Origin of the sequence: Robertmurraya korlensis NBRC 107688, assembly GCF_001591645.1 — a bacterium.
Classification (GTDB): Bacteria; Bacillota; Bacilli; order Bacillales; family Cytobacillaceae; genus Robertmurraya_A.
In genome coordinates, this window is record NZ_BCVH01000010.1 from 17,267 (window position 1) to 32,197 (window position 14,931).

General features: G+C 42.2%; 12 protein-coding genes and 1 riboswitch. Of the genes, 6 read left to right on the forward strand and 6 right to left on the reverse strand.

From position 1 onward, the window contains the following. The first annotated feature begins 2 nt into the window (after positions 1–2). The 6 genes from BKO01S_RS14100 to BKO01S_RS14125 all read left to right on the forward strand — a co-directional run bounded on the left by BKO01S_RS14100 (position 3) and on the right by BKO01S_RS14125 (position 7,123). A complete protein-coding gene (locus BKO01S_RS14100) occupies positions 3–1,331 on the forward strand; it encodes an MFS transporter (protein WP_066055091.1) in 1,329 nt (442 codons plus the stop codon). A gap of 120 nt (positions 1,332–1,451) precedes the next feature. Further along, the gene (locus tag BKO01S_RS14105) at positions 1,452–1,820 is read left to right on the forward strand and encodes an ArsR/SmtB family transcription factor (RefSeq protein ID WP_066055094.1); all 369 of its coding nucleotides are present in this window, start codon (positions 1,452–1,454) and stop codon (positions 1,818–1,820) included. A gap of 10 nt (positions 1,821–1,830) precedes the next feature. Further along, positions 1,831–3,951 (forward strand): heavy metal translocating P-type ATPase, encoded by a 2,121-nt coding sequence (locus BKO01S_RS14110; protein WP_084362094.1) that lies wholly within the window; start codon positions 1,831–1,833, stop codon positions 3,949–3,951. A gap of 125 nt (positions 3,952–4,076) precedes the next feature. Continuing rightward, positions 4,077–4,409: a metal-sensitive transcriptional regulator gene (locus BKO01S_RS14115; protein WP_066055098.1), complete on the forward strand. Its 333-nt coding sequence runs from the start codon at positions 4,077–4,079 to the stop codon at positions 4,407–4,409. Between the two features lie 13 nt (positions 4,410–4,422). Then, positions 4,423–4,629, forward strand: coding sequence for a copper chaperone CopZ (gene copZ, locus BKO01S_RS14120; protein ID WP_066055102.1), 207 nt, complete (start codon positions 4,423–4,425; stop codon positions 4,627–4,629). A gap of 76 nt (positions 4,630–4,705) precedes the next feature. Further along, the gene (locus tag BKO01S_RS14125; RefSeq protein ID WP_066055105.1) at positions 4,706–7,123 is read left to right on the forward strand and encodes a heavy metal translocating P-type ATPase; all 2,418 of its coding nucleotides are present in this window, start codon (positions 4,706–4,708) and stop codon (positions 7,121–7,123) included. A gap of 650 nt (positions 7,124–7,773) precedes the next feature. On the opposite strand, the gene BKO01S_RS14130 is transcribed toward BKO01S_RS14125, so the two are convergent. The 6 genes from BKO01S_RS14130 to ilvD all read right to left on the reverse strand — a co-directional run bounded on the left by BKO01S_RS14130 (position 7,774) and on the right by ilvD (position 14,703). Continuing rightward, positions 7,774–8,736, reverse strand: coding sequence for an NAD(P)H-dependent flavin oxidoreductase (locus BKO01S_RS14130; protein WP_066055108.1), 963 nt, complete (start codon positions 8,734–8,736; stop codon positions 7,774–7,776). Between the two features lie 177 nt (positions 8,737–8,913). Continuing rightward, positions 8,914–9,999: an iron-containing alcohol dehydrogenase family protein gene (locus tag BKO01S_RS14135; RefSeq protein WP_157077377.1), complete on the reverse strand. Its 1,086-nt coding sequence runs from the start codon at positions 9,997–9,999 to the stop codon at positions 8,914–8,916. Between the two features lie 60 nt (positions 10,000–10,059). Further along, positions 10,060–10,902 carry a MetQ/NlpA family ABC transporter substrate-binding protein gene (locus BKO01S_RS14140; protein ID WP_066055117.1) on the reverse strand — a complete coding sequence of 281 codons (843 nt, stop codon included), beginning with the start codon at positions 10,900–10,902 and terminating at the stop codon, positions 10,060–10,062. A 97-nt stretch (positions 10,903–10,999) separates the two neighbouring features. Then, positions 11,000–11,665, reverse strand: coding sequence for a methionine ABC transporter permease (locus BKO01S_RS14145; RefSeq protein WP_066055121.1), 666 nt, complete (start codon positions 11,663–11,665; stop codon positions 11,000–11,002). Beyond that, the gene (locus BKO01S_RS14150; protein ID WP_066055124.1) at positions 11,655–12,668 is read right to left on the reverse strand and encodes a methionine ABC transporter ATP-binding protein; all 1,014 of its coding nucleotides are present in this window, start codon (positions 12,666–12,668) and stop codon (positions 11,655–11,657) included. The genes BKO01S_RS14145 and BKO01S_RS14150 overlap by 11 nt, the downstream gene beginning before the upstream one ends. A gap of 73 nt (positions 12,669–12,741) precedes the next feature. Next, positions 12,742–12,847: riboswitch (SAM riboswitch) on the reverse strand. Between the two features lie 182 nt (positions 12,848–13,029). Then, positions 13,030–14,703, reverse strand: a complete 1,674-nt coding sequence (ilvD, locus tag BKO01S_RS14155; protein WP_066055127.1) for a dihydroxy-acid dehydratase — start codon at positions 14,701–14,703, stop codon at positions 13,030–13,032. Positions 14,704–14,931 lie beyond the last annotated feature (228 nt).

Sequence of the window (14,931 nt, forward strand, 5' to 3'; positions counted from 1 at the left end):
AAGTGGCATTAAGGGAATACAGGAAGCTAGACCGTCCATTAAAAATTCTATTGTTAGGGGTATTGCTCGCCCACCTAGGGTCCTATCTAGTAATGCCTATGCTTCCTATTATACTAACAACCGAAACAGGACTCTCTTTAGTACAAATTGGGGCCATTTTAGCAACGATAGCGATTGCTTTCCAGTTTGGGAGTATTACAGGAGGAGTACTTGCGGACCGAATAGGGAGACGTTTTATTATTGGATTAGGAGCGTTGATAACGGCAGGTGGGGTACTAAACTTTGGAATATTTACGGAATATGTTTTCCTTCTAGTTTCCGCAGCAATTATGGGACTTGGTAATGGACTGAATGCTCCTTCCACTAAGGCAGCGATTGCGGCGTTTGCTTCTTCAAGTGGAAACCAAACGACCGCATTTTCTCTCCGTGGGATTGCGGCAAATGTTGGTACAGGAATAAGTGGACTCGTTATCTTCTTCCTTCTAGCAGAAGCATCGAGAAATATATTCTTTATCGCAGCCGCCATTTATGTAGCCCTGGCCTTAGTGAGTTGGATATTGCTTCCGAAAAAGTGCGGGGACATCCCCTGTCCCTCATTACCCATAGGAGCATATGGGGAAGCAGTAAAGCATCGGCCGTTTATCACTTTCAGTCTAGTAACGATCCTTATCTGGGCACTGTATGCACAATTCTCTTTAGCTTTACCACTAAGAGCAACAGTAGTTTTAGATAATCCAAAAAATATATCGTTAATTTGGACCATCAACAGTTTTATCGTTATTGCTCTTCAAGGAATTATTACGAAACGATTCATCACTAAAATGAATCCGATTTCGGCGTTAGCGGTAGGGGTATTGTTTATAACAGCTGGAATTTCATCCTTGTTTTTCTCGAATGGTTTCTTCTTCTTTATGATAAGTGGAGCAATCTTTGTTATTGGTGAGATGATGATTTTACCAACCGTAGATAGTACCATTTCTCAACTCTCAAAGCCTGAGCTCATTAGTTTATTTTTTGCATTATCAAATGTGGTGTATGGATTAGGAGAGGCGGGTGGAAAAACAATAGGTGGCAGGCTGTTAGATGTAGGTGGTGTAAATAATGCAACGCCTTCGGTGGTGTTTGCGATTTCCGGATTCGTGATTTTCATTTTTGTAATGATGTTAAGAAAGTGGGGTCCATTAACAGAGTCTTTAACCAAGGCAGCACATAACCCCCGAAGACCAGAGGTGGCCCCTAGAATATCCCATGAGCCTGCACAAAATCGAACACATCCACTTCACCGCTTCGAGCCAGAGATTTTTTTTCGAAAAAAGCCTACAACGGAGTAAGAAGTTTGAGGACAACAAGTTTGTCCTTTTTTTCATTCATTCTTTATTTTGTCACAACTCTCATTTTATATCATATGTTATAATACTCAAAAGAATGTTTGAATGAAATGGGGAAGTGCGATGACAAAAGAAGATGTGTGTGAGGTCAGCTGTTTTGATGAGGAGAAGGTTACCAAAGTAAAAGATGAGCTTAGTATGCAAAATACGAAGGAAGTCTCGAAGCTTTTTAAAGCATTATCGGATGACACCAGACTAAAAATTGCTTACTCCCTAAGTGTGGAAGAGGAGCTCTGTGTATGCGATGTGGCGAACATTGTTGGCTGCACGGTTGCAACTGCCTCTCATCATCTCCGTCTCCTTAGAAACCTAGGTCTAGCAACATATCGAAAAGAAGGAAAGCTTGTCTATTATTCCTTAGATGATGAACATGTAAAACAACTCGTTGACATCGCCTTTACCCATCAAAAGGAGGTGGCATTACGTGGATAATTCAACTGGTATGACGAATGTTAAGCAAGTGTATCGCGTTCAAGGGCTTTCCTGAGCAAGCTGTGCCAAAAAGTTCGAAACGAACGTAAAGCACCTGGATGGTGTTTTTGATGCGAATATAAACTTTGGTGCCGCCAAACTAACTGTGTTTGGTGAGGCAACAATAGAAGAACTAGAAAAAGCTGGTGCATTTGACGGGATAAAGGTTCAACCGAAAAACGCTCGTATCCAAGAGGTTAAGGAGCCGTTTTTACAAAAATATGCAACAGTTCTCGCTGCCTTTGTCCTATTACTTGTAGGATGGATCATTGGTGAGATTCGTGGAGAGGATTCGATTGCATCGATTATAGCTTATGCGTCGTCCATTATCATAGGAGGCTATCACCTGTTCCAGACAGGGTTAAAAAATTTGCTTCGCCTTCAGTTTGATATGAAAACACTCATGACGATTGCTGTTATTGGAGCTGCTATTATTGGTGAATGGGGTGAAGGGGCAACCGTTGTTATCTTGTTTGCCATTAGTGAAGTACTTGAATCGTATTCGATGGATAAAGCTCGCCAATCGATCCGCTCACTTATGGACATCACCCCAAAAGAAGCAATGATTCGACGTGGACAGCAAGAGATGGTTGTTGACGTAGAAGACATCCAAATCAATGATGTGTTACTAGTAAAGCCAGGGCAAAAGCTAGCGATGGATGGCATCATCGTAAAAGGGTTGTCAGCCATCAATCAGGCAGCCATTACCGGTGAATCCGTGCCTGTCGCAAAAGGGATAAACGATGAAGTGTATGCCGGCACTCTTAATGAAGAAGGTTTTCTTGAAGTAAAGGTGACAAAGCATGTGGAGGATACGACGATTGCGAAAATCATTCATTTGGTTGAAGAAGCGCAAGCAGAGAGAGCGCCATCACAGGCATTTGTTGACCGCTTTGCAAAGTATTACACACCACTTATTATGCTCTTTGCTCTTGGAGTAGCCATTGTCCCGCCGCTATTGTTTGGTGCACAATGGAATGAGTGGATCTACCAAGGGTTGGCCGTGCTAGTGGTTGGTTGTCCGTGTGCCCTCGTCATCTCCACACCTGTTGCGATTGTAACTGCTATTGGAAATGCAGCGAAAAAGGGAGTTTTAATCAAAGGTGGCATTCATTTAGAGGAAATGGGAGCCCTAAAGGCCATTGCATTTGATAAAACCGGAACATTAACAAAGGGCGTCCCAGTAGTTACCGATTATGAAACGGCCCCAGGCATCCATGCAAACGAGACATTTGCCATCATTACAGCACTTGAGAAGGCCTCCCAGCATCCGCTTGCCTCAGCCATCTTAAAAAAGGCAGATCAGTGGGAGTTAAACTACGCCCATTTAGAACTTGAGGATTTTACGTCTGTAACTGGTAAAGGAATCTTTGGGATAATTGCAGGTACAAAGTATTATGTGGGAAGCCCAAGCTTTATTAATGAACAGATTGAGGGTGGCTTATTAGCTGTCTACCATGAAAAAATCACTGCCCTTGAGGAACAAGGAAAAACCGTTATGGCTGTTTGTTCATCTGAACAATTCCTAGCCATAGTGGCAGTGGCTGATGAAATTCGCGAAGAAACAAAAGAAGTGATACAACAGCTGCATTCGCTCGGGCTACAAAAGACCATTATGCTCACGGGTGATAATGAAGGTACGGCAAAGGCAGTTGGTAATAAAGCTGGAGTAAACGAAGTAAAAGCGAACCTTCTTCCACAAGATAAGCTTTCCTTTATCAAGGAGTTACGATCTGCTTATCATCGAGTCGCTATGGTCGGTGATGGAGTGAATGATGCTCCTGCATTAGCAGCGTCTACCGTTGGGATTGCCATGGGAGGAGCGGGAACGGATACAGCCCTTGAAACAGCAGATATCGCACTTATGGCTGATGATTTGAGAAAGCTTCCATTTACCGTAAAATTAAGCAGAAAAGCGTTACGTATTATTAAACAAAATATCACTTTCTCACTCGGTATCAAGCTATTGGCTCTATTATTAGTCGTTCCAGGATGGCTCACACTATGGATCGCCATCTTCGCAGACATGGGAGCCACGCTTATTGTGACGTTGAACAGTCTACGGTTGCTTCGGGTAAAAGATGAATCATAAGGCTTCCTTTTGGGGAGCCTTTTTTATAGAGAAAAGTTCTAAAAAAAATCCAATATTTCTTTATAAATTAATTTACATACCATACAGGGGTATGCTATTATAAAAATATCGAAGGGGGGAGTCATATGAATCAAGATGATTCTTTGCTACATGAAGAGGAAAGCTGTCACACTAGTGATCGAAAAAGTCACCATTCAGATAAAGTGAAAAGCAATCTTGTCACACGGCTAAACCGTATTGAAGGGCAAATTCGTGGAATCAAGGGGTTAATTGAAAAGGATACGTATTGCGACGATGTCATTACTCAAATTTCAGCTACACAATCTGCGTTAAACAGTGTCGCAAAAATCTTGCTAGAAGGTCATTTAAAGGGCTGTGTCGTAGATCGACTGCAAGAGGGCGATATAGAAGTATTAGATGAGGTGCTAGTAACGATTCAAAAACTGATGAAAAAATAAGGAGTTGTTAACAATGGAAAAAGTAACACTACAGGTAGAAGGAATGTCATGCGGACACTGCGTAAAAGCAGTAGAAGGCAGTGTAGGGGAATTAGCTGGAGTTTCAATTGTAAAGGTTGACCTAGAAACCAAATCAGTTGCTGTCGAGTTTGATGCTGACAAAGTTTCATTAGATACAATCAAGGAAACGATTGATGACCAAGGATATGATGTGAAATAAAAAAGATCACGTGCTAGAAATAGCACGTCCTCTTTTTAAAAAAATATACCCTATATAGGTATAAGGAGTTTTTCATATGAGTGAAAAGGTACTAGAAAGCCAATTTCAAATTACCGGTATGACTTGTGCTGCGTGTTCTACTCGCATTGAAAAAGGACTGAAAAAAATGGATGGAGTCACGGATGCTAATGTAAATTTAGCTTTAGAAAAAGCAACAGTAAAGTTTGATGCCGCCGTAACAGGACCAGCTAATATTCAAGAGAAAATTCGAGCCCTTGGATATGACGTTATCACTGAAAAAGTAGAGCTAAACGTGACTGGCATGACCTGTGCAGCTTGTTCCACCCGTATCGAAAAAGGATTAAACAAACTTGACGGTGTCGTCGGTGCTAACGTGAACCTTGCCCTTGAAAAGGCATCTGTTGAATATAATCCAGCCGATGTATCTGTTACGGATATGATTCAGAAGATTGAAAAGCTTGGGTACGGAGCAACCGTTAAATCTGATGAAAATGAGAAAGAAACAGTTGATCATCGTTTAAAGGAAATCGAGAAACAGCAAAGAAAGTTTATCTTCTCTATGATTTTATCTCTTCCACTTTTATGGGCAATGGTAGGGCACTTTACGTTTACATCCTTTTTATATGTTCCCGAAGTGTTCATGAATCCATGGGTGCAAATGGCGTTAGCGACACCTGTCCAATTTTACATTGGTAAACAGTTTTATGTAGGTGCCTATAAAGCGCTCCGAAACAAAAGTGCCAACATGGATGTGCTTGTGGCTCTCGGTACCTCTGCTGCATATTTTTACAGTGTGTATATTGCCATTGGCACGATTGGTCACAGCGCACATGGAGTCGGATTGTATTTTGAAACGAGTGCCGTTTTAATCACGTTAATCATATTAGGAAAATTGTTCGAAGTGAAAGCTAAGGGGCGATCTTCTGAAGCCATTAAAAAGCTCATGGGACTTCAGGCAAAAACTGCTCTAGTCGTTCGCGAGGGAGTCGAAATGGAAATTCCATTGGAACAGGTGATTGCTGGGGACGTGCTACTTGTTAAGCCTGGTGAAAAGATCCCTGTAGATGGCGTGATTTTGGAAGGGCAGTCCGCGCTTGATGAGTCCATGCTAACAGGTGAAAGTGTCCCAGTTGATAAAACGGTTGGGGATTCAGTCATTGGAGCAACGATCAATAGAAATGGATTTTTAAAGGTGCAAGCAACGAAGGTTGGGAAGGACACAGCTCTTGCGCAAATTATTAAGGTGGTAGAGGAAGCACAGGGATCGAAAGCACCTATTCAGCGCTTAGCTGATTCCATTTCAGGCATTTTTGTCCCAATCGTAGTCGGAATTGCTATTGTGACTTTCCTCGTTTGGTTTTTTTGGGTCGCTCCAGGTGACTTCCCAGAAGCATTAGAAAAATTAATTGCTGTTTTAGTCATCGCTTGTCCTTGCGCGCTAGGTCTCGCCACACCAACATCCATCATGGCAGGATCTGGCCGTGCCGCAGAATACGGTATCCTTTTTAAAGGTGGAGAGCATTTAGAAACGACGCACCGTATTCAGACGGTCATTCTTGATAAAACAGGAACAATTACAAATGGAAAACCAGTACTAACGGATGTGGTCACTTCCATGAATGAAGACGAATTCCTAACTTTGGTCGGTTCTGCTGAGAAGCAATCAGAGCACCCACTTGCTCAAGCAATTGTGGAAGGAATTAAGGAAAAAGGAAGGGTACTCGTTCATGCGTCTCAGTTTGAAGCGATTCCTGGCTTCGGAATTAAGGCAGTCATTGATGGGAAAGACGTGTTAGTAGGTACTCGTCGTTTGATGAAAACATACGAAGTCACTATCGTTGAAACGGTTCAGGAAAACATGGCCTCTTTTGAAAAAGAAGGGAAAACAGCGATGCTAGTAGCAGTTGATGGCGTATTTGCTGGTATTGTTGCAGTGGCTGATACAATTAAAGAAACCTCACGGTCTGCGATTACGCGATTAAAGGATATGGGACTTGAGGTCATCATGATTACTGGCGACAACGAGCAAACTGCCCAAGCGATTGCGAAAGAAGCGGGAGTCGATCGTGTTATTGCCGAGGTTCTTCCAGAAGGAAAGGCCGAGGAAGTCCAAAAGCTGCAGGCAGCTGGAAAGAAAGTGGCAATGGTGGGCGATGGAATCAACGATGCACCAGCTTTGGCCATTGCTGATATCGGGATGGCCATTGGAACGGGTACCGATGTGGCAATGGAAGCTGCCGACATCACCCTCATTCGTGGCGACTTAAACAGCATTGCAGATGCTATCTTTATGAGCAAAAAGACCATTACAAATATTAAGCAAAATCTGTTCTGGGCATTTGCCTACAATACACTTGGCATTCCCATTGCCGCACTTGGCTTCTTAGCTCCATGGCTTGCGGGTGCAGCCATGGCCTTCAGTTCTGTATCTGTTGTGATAAATGCATTACGACTACAGCGAGTGAAGCTTTAAAATAGAGTATGCATGCCCCCGGCGTAGGTCGGGGTATTTTTTTTGTTTGGGTTAGAGGGATATGACACTTTTAGCATGGAAGAAGAGGGTATCGTGTCGTAAAGTATTTTTTTGACGTGTGTGGCATGGAAAAAGGCTGGTTATCGGTCATTAAATGATTTTTATGAAGCGCAAGGCATGGGGAAAAGAAGGAGAGAGGTCATAAGGTGAATGTTATAACCTCCGAGGCCTAAAAAAGGAAAAGCACCTGTCATAATAAAATGGTGATCGAGAAATATTAGGTTAGATTCCCATGGATTGAGGCATTTTTTGCCAGCGGTAACCAAAGTGGGAGTTAGATTCCCGTGGACTCAGGAATCAGGTGCCAGTGGTAATCAAAGTGGGAGTTAGATTCCCATGGACTCAGGAATCAGGTGTCAGTGGTAACCAAAGTGGGAGTTAGATTCCCGTGAACCCGGAAATCACAAGTCAGCGGTAACCAAAGTAGCTGTTTGATTCCCACAAACCGAGAAATTCGCCCCTATTGGTAACCAAACAAAAACTAGTTAACAAAAGCCATCCACCAAAAACTCTAACCCTGAATCGAGAACATAGAAAACACGCTTGAAATAATAAGAGGGTTAGCCAATTAGGCTAACCCTCTCTTTTTTCTATTGACTGATCGCAAGTCGATACTCATTTGTTAGGTTTTCAAAGATTTTTTTCACAGGGAGAATCTCTTTGATTTCATGAACCCTTGCTCCTGCAAACACAAGTCCATTTTCAACATCGCCTGCCATTGATTTTAAAAGGGAATCAAGGGTACAGAAGCGATAAGAACAATTCTTTAAGCAATCTCTGCACTTCGTAATTTTAAGCTTTTCTGAAGTGGTGATTAAATCTGTAAAATGGTTCGCAATGGCACGACCATGAAGACCAACAGTTGTTTTGACAAGCAGTGTATCTTCTTTTGTCGCTTCAACGTATTTCTGTTTAAAGGAAAGTGGTGCGTCACATTCCTCGCTGGCAACAAATCGAGTTCCCATTTGTACCCCAGAAGCTCCCATGCTAAAGGCTTTAGCGATGTCTGCTCCTGTCATAATTCCTCCCGCTGCGATAACCGGGATGGTTACAGCCTCCACAACCTCCGGAAGTATGTCAAACAATGGACGTTCGGTCCCGAGATGGCCACCTGCTTCATTTCCTTCGACCACGACTGCAGCTGCACCAAGACGCTCCGACATTTTCGCTAGCTTTGCTGAGGATACGATTGAAAGGACTGGAATCCCCGCTTTCTTCCCCCATGCATACATATCTCTTGATATCCCTGCACCCGAAATAATAAAGTCGACTTTTTCTTCAAGTGCCGCTTTCATTTTTTCAGCAAAGTCATTCATTGCAAATAACACATTTACACCAATATATCCTGCATCCTTCTTCACAAGCGCCTTCGCTTGACGAATATGGTTTCTCATTTCTTCAACGGAAATCCCTGTTCCAGAAATAATGCCAATTCCACCTGCATTTGCAACAGCTGAGGCAAGCTTGCTAAGGGAAATCCCAACACCCATGCCACCTTGTATGATTGGAGCTTTAGGAAGCATATGTCCGATTTTTAACTGAGGAAAATTCATGATTATCACCCATTTCTTTTAATCTCCATTCGATTCTAGCATGTAGTATGGAATAAGAATGTGATATTTATTACTAGGTACTAAAAATTGATAATAATAGTTGGTAACATTCTGTGAACATTGAATAAAAAAATTCTATTTGGATACAATTTCCTTGAAAAAATCCCCTTTGTCCTGTTAGACAAGGGGATGAACAAATGCTTCTAGTGTGAGAATGGCTGTTTTGATATCGTTTGAAGTAAGATTTTTCTCCAAGTAATGAATGGACTCTCCAACTGCTACTGTTCTCTCGGCAATAGCCGTAAGTTTTTCAGAGTTATCTAATCCTAGATCCTTTAGTAAAATAGGAAGCTCCAGGGATTGATAAAAAGAAAGAAGAGAGGCAACCTCCTCAAAATTCTCCTCGAGTACAAGCTGAACAAGAATGCCGTATGCTACCTTTTCGCCGTGAAGAAGGTGATGAGTGTCAGGTGCAACCGTTAGTCCATTATGAACTGAGTGGGCAGCAGCGATTCTCCCATAACGGTCTCCGAAGCCACCGACCATGCCACCTGCAACGATGATTGCTTCAATTACTTGGAGAAAAGCTGGAGACGCTTTTTTTTCTTCCATCGCCTCTAATGCAGCTTGGCTATGTTCAAGTAAAACGATCTGACATAGTCTTGCGCTTTGATGGGCAATTTTTACAGGTAGCGGTAGCTCTTGTAACTCACGTATTAACACATCGGCTTCGTACCACTTGGCTAATGTGTCTGCAATTCCTGCTCGGATATACTTCACCGGTGAATGAAGGATGATACTAGGTTCAATTAAAACAATGAGTGAGCTTTTAGGAAAAATGGTGTAATGAGTGAATTCGCCTTCTTCTGTATAAAACACGCTCAATGGTGTCCAAGCAGAGCAGGTGGAGGCGAGTGTCGGGATAAGAATGGCTTCCGTGCTTGTTTCGTGTGCCACTGCCTTTGTAAGGTCGAGTACTTTCCCTCCTCCTATTCCAATAATAGCGTCGATGGTTGTGCCATTGGCTATCGTTGAGATTCTTTGTACTTCATTTAACGAGCATTCACCATGATAGGGAACAAAGGTAAGTTCTACATTGGTCATTTCCGGAAAATAGGCTGAGGCCGCTTTCCAAGATTTTTCTCCGTGTATCACTAAACAATGATTAATTGAATGGGAGAGAAGTAGATTTTCTAGGTCGTTTAATGAACGCTCATAACATGCATAATAGGAGGGAGCACCACGAACTTCTATTTTTGTCACTGTCCTCAATCCTTTCTATTAAAAACAACGCCGAAAAGGCGTTGTTTTTGAGTTCTCCAATTAGCGATTTACCATCCATTCGGGTTTTCCGAAGCCTTGAAAATCTTCATCGATAATCGCTTCAAATTCTTCCGATTCTACGACTTCTTTCAGGTCTTTTGCAAATTGGCTGTCAATATTCTTTGTATCTACTACCACACGGTTGCGGTATTGATCTGGCATGTTTTCAAGCTGTAATGCATCTAATAGATCCATTTTTGCCGCTAATGCGAAATTCCCTGGTACAGCAGCAAGGTCTACGCCATCCACTGCACGTGGAAGCTGAGCTGCTTCAATTGGTTGGAATACAAGGTTTTTCACGTTTTTTTCTACGTCTTTTTCAGAAACTGTTAATGGATTAGCATCGGCATTTAATGTAATTAAACCAAGGTCTTCTAAAATTAAGAAAGCACGTGCTGCGTTTGTTGGGTCATTAGGAATCGCAATAGCAGCGCCATCAGCAATTTCATCAATAGAAGTAAACGTCTTAGAGTAGATTCCCATCGGTGCGGTTGGTACTGAAATCACATCAGAAAGTTCAATCTTATTTTCCTTTGCAAAGTTTTCCATGTAGATTTTGTGCTGGAAAAGATTCGCATCAAGATCGCCTTTGGAAAGGGCAAGGTTTGGTTGAACGTAATCACTGAATTCTACTACTTCTACTACATAGTTTTTTTTCTCTAATAATGGCTTAATCGCGTTTGACACCATGTCGCTGTATGGCCCAGATGTTGCTCCAATTTTTACTTCCTTTTTCGTAGTCGCACTTTCCTCAGAAGAAGAAGTTTCATCAGAACTTCCACCGCAAGCTGCAAGAGCAGCAATCGCAATCAAAATGACAAAACTCAAAAATAACTTTTTCATCGTAAATATTCCCCCAATAGTTTTATGGTGTCTGTCACCCTTCGTGGACAGTTGGTGCGTTTTTGTCCGTCTGGAATGGACAGTGGTCACATGTGATTTATTTTTTGTTTACTGCTTTTGCTAGTCGGTCACCAAAAAATTGGATGAGCTGGACTAAACAAATTAGGATGATAACGGTGGTGATCATTACGGTGTTGTCGTATCGGTAGTAACCGAACCGGATAGCAAGATCTCCGACACCTCCGCCGCCAACGATACCAGCCATCGCAGAGTATGCGACTAAACTAATAATCGTAATGGTCACGCCTTGGATGATCCCTGGTTTGGCCTCTGGAAGAAGAACCTCCTTGATGATCATCCACGGGGAAGCCCCGACCGCGACAGCTGCTTCAATGACTCCCTTATCGATCTCACGCAGTGACTGTTCTACCAATCTAGCAAAGAAAGGAATCGCAGCTACTGAGAGTGAAACAGAAGCGGCAGTTGGCCCAATTGTTGATCCAGCGATCAAGTCTGCCAATGGTAAAAGGGCAATGAGCAAGATGATAAACGGGACCGACCGAATCATGTTTACTAAAAACCCCACAATTTGATTAAATAGGGAATTCTCTAAAAACAATCCGCGGTCGGTAATAAATAATAGTACTCCCACAGGTAGGCCGACAATCATGGCTACCACAATCGATATTCCCACCATATAAATCGTTTCAAAAAAGGCTTTGTTTAAATCGGGTAGCAATTCTATCAAGCTATCAAGCGGCATCTCTGATCACCTCCAAGCTTTCTGTTCGAGATGTAATGTACTGAAGGGCTTTTTCTACTTCAGCATGATCTCCAGTAAGCTCCATAATGAAAATCCCTAGAGGGGTCTCTTTTATGTACTCGATTTTGCCGTGTAGAATATTCCCTTTCACCTGAAACTTCTGAAGCGCATCTGAAATCACTGACTCCTCTGCAATCGCCCCACGGAAATGGATCTTCACAATCTTTCCTTTGCTTGAAGTTAGCAAGTGTTCTGGTAAATCAAATTGAAGAATGGTACTGATGAATTCCTTCGTAAGTTCATTTGTCGGATTTGCGAACAATTCATACACTTGACCTTCCTCAACAATTCGACCATCCTGCATTACTGCCATACGATCACAAATCTCTTTTACGACTTCCATCTCGTGTGTAATCAGTACAATCGTTAACCCTAGCTCTTGATTAATCTTTTTTAACAGTGACAATATTGCCTTGGTCGTGCTTGGGTCTAGGGCTGAGGTAGCTTCATCACAAAGGAGAACAGAGGGGTTGTTTGCTAATGCTCTCGCAATCCCTACACGTTGCTTTTGTCCACCACTTAGCTGTGACGGAAACACATCACGCTTATCGGACAAACCGACCATTTCAAGTAGGTCTGTTACTCGTGCATCAATTTCTGCTTTTGATTTATGAGCTGCTTTTAGAGCAAATGCTACGTTTTCAAAAACAGTCTTTGAGCTTACGAGATAAAAGTGTTGGAAGATCATCCCGATTTTTTGGCGAGCACTCCGAAGCTCCTTTTTCCCAAGAGAAGTAAGGGAAACACCATCAATCTTAATTTCGCCTGAAGTCGGAGCCTCTAATAAATTCAGGCAGCGTAACAAAGAACTTTTGCCCGCACCACTATAGCCAACAATTCCAAAAATTTCGCCTTTATCCACGGTAAGTGACACATGGTCTACACCGGTTACTTTCCCTTTTTTCGTTTGGTAGACTTTCACCAAGTCATTTATTTCGATCATCTCTGTCACCCCTTAAGCTATGAAAATACAAAAATGCCTCTTTCCATTCAGAAAGAGGCATCGTTATATATACGCCTTATCTTTCAGAATGAAATCATTCTGTAGGAAGTGGCACCGTTCCATGTAATGGAGGTTGCCGGACGTCATAGGGCCTATCCCTCGGTCGCTCTTGATAAGTAAATGGTCTTATTTAATTTTGTTACATGAATCATAAATCTAGTAGGTAAAAAGTGTCAACAGGTATTTTTAAAAGAAGGAAGGGAAGGTAACGCTTACACGCTTGGTGCTGTAAGAGGAAATTTTTTTTGGGAAAAATACAAAAACACCCATTCACATATCGTGAATGGGTGTCGGGAAAATATTAGATTTTCATAACTCCACCGGTGCTAGCAGATGTTACAAGCTTCGAATAACGAGCAAGATAACCCTTTTTCACCTTTGGTTCAAAGCCTTTCCAGTTAGCTTTACGCTCTGCCCATTCTTCATCAGAAAGAACAACGTCCATGGAACGAGCATCAACATCGATCACAATGTTGTCTCCATTTTGGATAAATGCTAATGGTCCGCCCTCAGCAGCTTCTGGTGAAGCGTGACCGATAGACAATCCGCGTGAAGCCCCAGAGAAGCGGCCATCGGTTACAAGAGCAACCTTCGCGCCAAGTCCCATACCCATGATTTGAGAAGTAGGAGCTAGCATTTCAGGCATACCAGGTCCACCTTTAGGTCCTTCATAACGGATAACAACTACATCGCCTTCTTTTACTTTTCCGTTTGCAATGCCGTGAAGGGCTTCGTCTTGTGAATCAAAAACAACAGCAGGTCCTTCATGACGATTTCCACCAGTGATTCCACCAGTTTTAATAATGGCACCGTCTGGAGCAAGGTTACCAAACAACACAGCTAGGCCACCCTTTTCACTATGTGGGTTATCAATGGAATGAATTACATCATAGTTCTTTACATCACATCCGGCAATATTCTCACCGAGTGTTTTCGCTGTCACCGTTAATGTATCTAAGTGAAGAGCTCCCTCTTTCTTAGATAATTCGTTTAGAACCGCAGACACACCACCCGCTTCATGCAAATCTTCAATAAATACATCAGAAGCAGGAGCAAGCTTAGACAAGTGAGGAACACGAGCCGCTACTTCGTTGATTCTACCGATTGGATAATCAATTTCTGCTTCATGAGCTAATGCCAATGTGTGAAGAACCGTATTAGATGATCCACCTAATGCCATATCAAGAGCAAACGCATTGTCAATCGCTTTTTCAGTTACGATATCACGAGGCTTAATATCCTTTTCAATTAGTTCCATTAACTGTGTGGCTGATTTCCTAACGAAGTCTCTACGCTCAGGGGCTACTGCTAAAATCGTTCCATTTCCAGGAAGAGCCAATCCAAGCGCTTCTGCTAAACAGTTCATCGAGTTTGCTGTAAACATACCAGAACAAGATCCACATGTTGGGCATCCAAATTGTTCTAGTTCTAATAGTCCCTTGTCATCAAGTTTTCCAGCTTGGTATGCACCAACGCCTTCAAATACAGAAGAAAGTGAGATCTTTTTGCCTTCACTGGTTACTCCCGCCTTCATCGGTCCACCACTTACGAAAACCGTAGGGATATTCAAACGAAGTGATGCCATCAACATACCTGGTGTGATTTTGTCACAGTTTGGAATACAAACCATTCCGTCAAACCAATGTGCTGCCACAACTGTTTCCACTGAATCAGCGATGATCTCACGGCTTGGAAGCGAGTAACGCATACCAATATGTCCCATTGCAATTCCGTCATCTACACCGATTGTATTCATTTCAAATGGAACTCCGCCCGCTTCACGGATTGCATCCTTCACAATTTTCCCAAACTCTTGTAAGTGCACATGTCCTGGCACGATATCAATATAGGAGTTTACTACCGCAATAAACGGCTTCCCAAAATCCTCTTCTTTAACCCCAGCCGCACGCAATAGGCTTCGGTGTGGAGCACGATCAAATCCTTTTTTTATCATATTACTTCTTAATTCTGCCATTCTAATTTCCTCCCAATCTATCAAAAACACAATGGTGTTAATGTTTTAAATTATTAAAAAATTTTAACAAATAGAAAGGGACTTGTAAAGGAAGATGACAAAACATTCATTTGGTAGATTTTGAAGGAAGGGGAAATTTACAAAAAATAAATATGTTTTCCACACTTCCCACTGTATTGATAGTACCTTTTTCCTATGATACGATTTGTCTATTATAGTTGAAGAATG

Excerpts from the sequence above, each read along its gene's own strand:
- BKO01S_RS14150 (WP_066055124.1), bottom strand. The coding sequence starts at position 12,668 with ATGATCGAAATAAATGACTTGGTGAAAGTCTACCAAACGAAAAAAGGG.
- BKO01S_RS14105 (WP_066055094.1), top strand. The coding sequence starts at position 1,452 with ATGACAAAAGAAGATGTGTGTGAGGTCAGCTGTTTTGATGAGGAGAAG.
- ilvD (WP_066055127.1), bottom strand. The coding sequence starts at position 14,703 with ATGGCAGAATTAAGAAGTAATATGATAAAAAAAGGATTTGATCGTGCT.
- copZ (WP_066055102.1), top strand. The coding sequence starts at position 4,423 with ATGGAAAAAGTAACACTACAGGTAGAAGGAATGTCATGCGGACACTGC.
- BKO01S_RS14145 (WP_066055121.1), bottom strand. The coding sequence starts at position 11,665 with ATGCCGCTTGATAGCTTGATAGAATTGCTACCCGATTTAAACAAAGCC.
- BKO01S_RS14130 (WP_066055108.1), bottom strand. The coding sequence starts at position 8,736 with ATGAATTTTCCTCAGTTAAAAATCGGACATATGCTTCCTAAAGCTCCA.
- BKO01S_RS14140 (WP_066055117.1), bottom strand. The coding sequence starts at position 10,902 with ATGAAAAAGTTATTTTTGAGTTTTGTCATTTTGATTGCGATTGCTGCT.
- BKO01S_RS14125 (WP_066055105.1), top strand. The coding sequence starts at position 4,706 with ATGAGTGAAAAGGTACTAGAAAGCCAATTTCAAATTACCGGTATGACT.
- BKO01S_RS14115 (WP_066055098.1), top strand. The coding sequence starts at position 4,077 with ATGAATCAAGATGATTCTTTGCTACATGAAGAGGAAAGCTGTCACACT.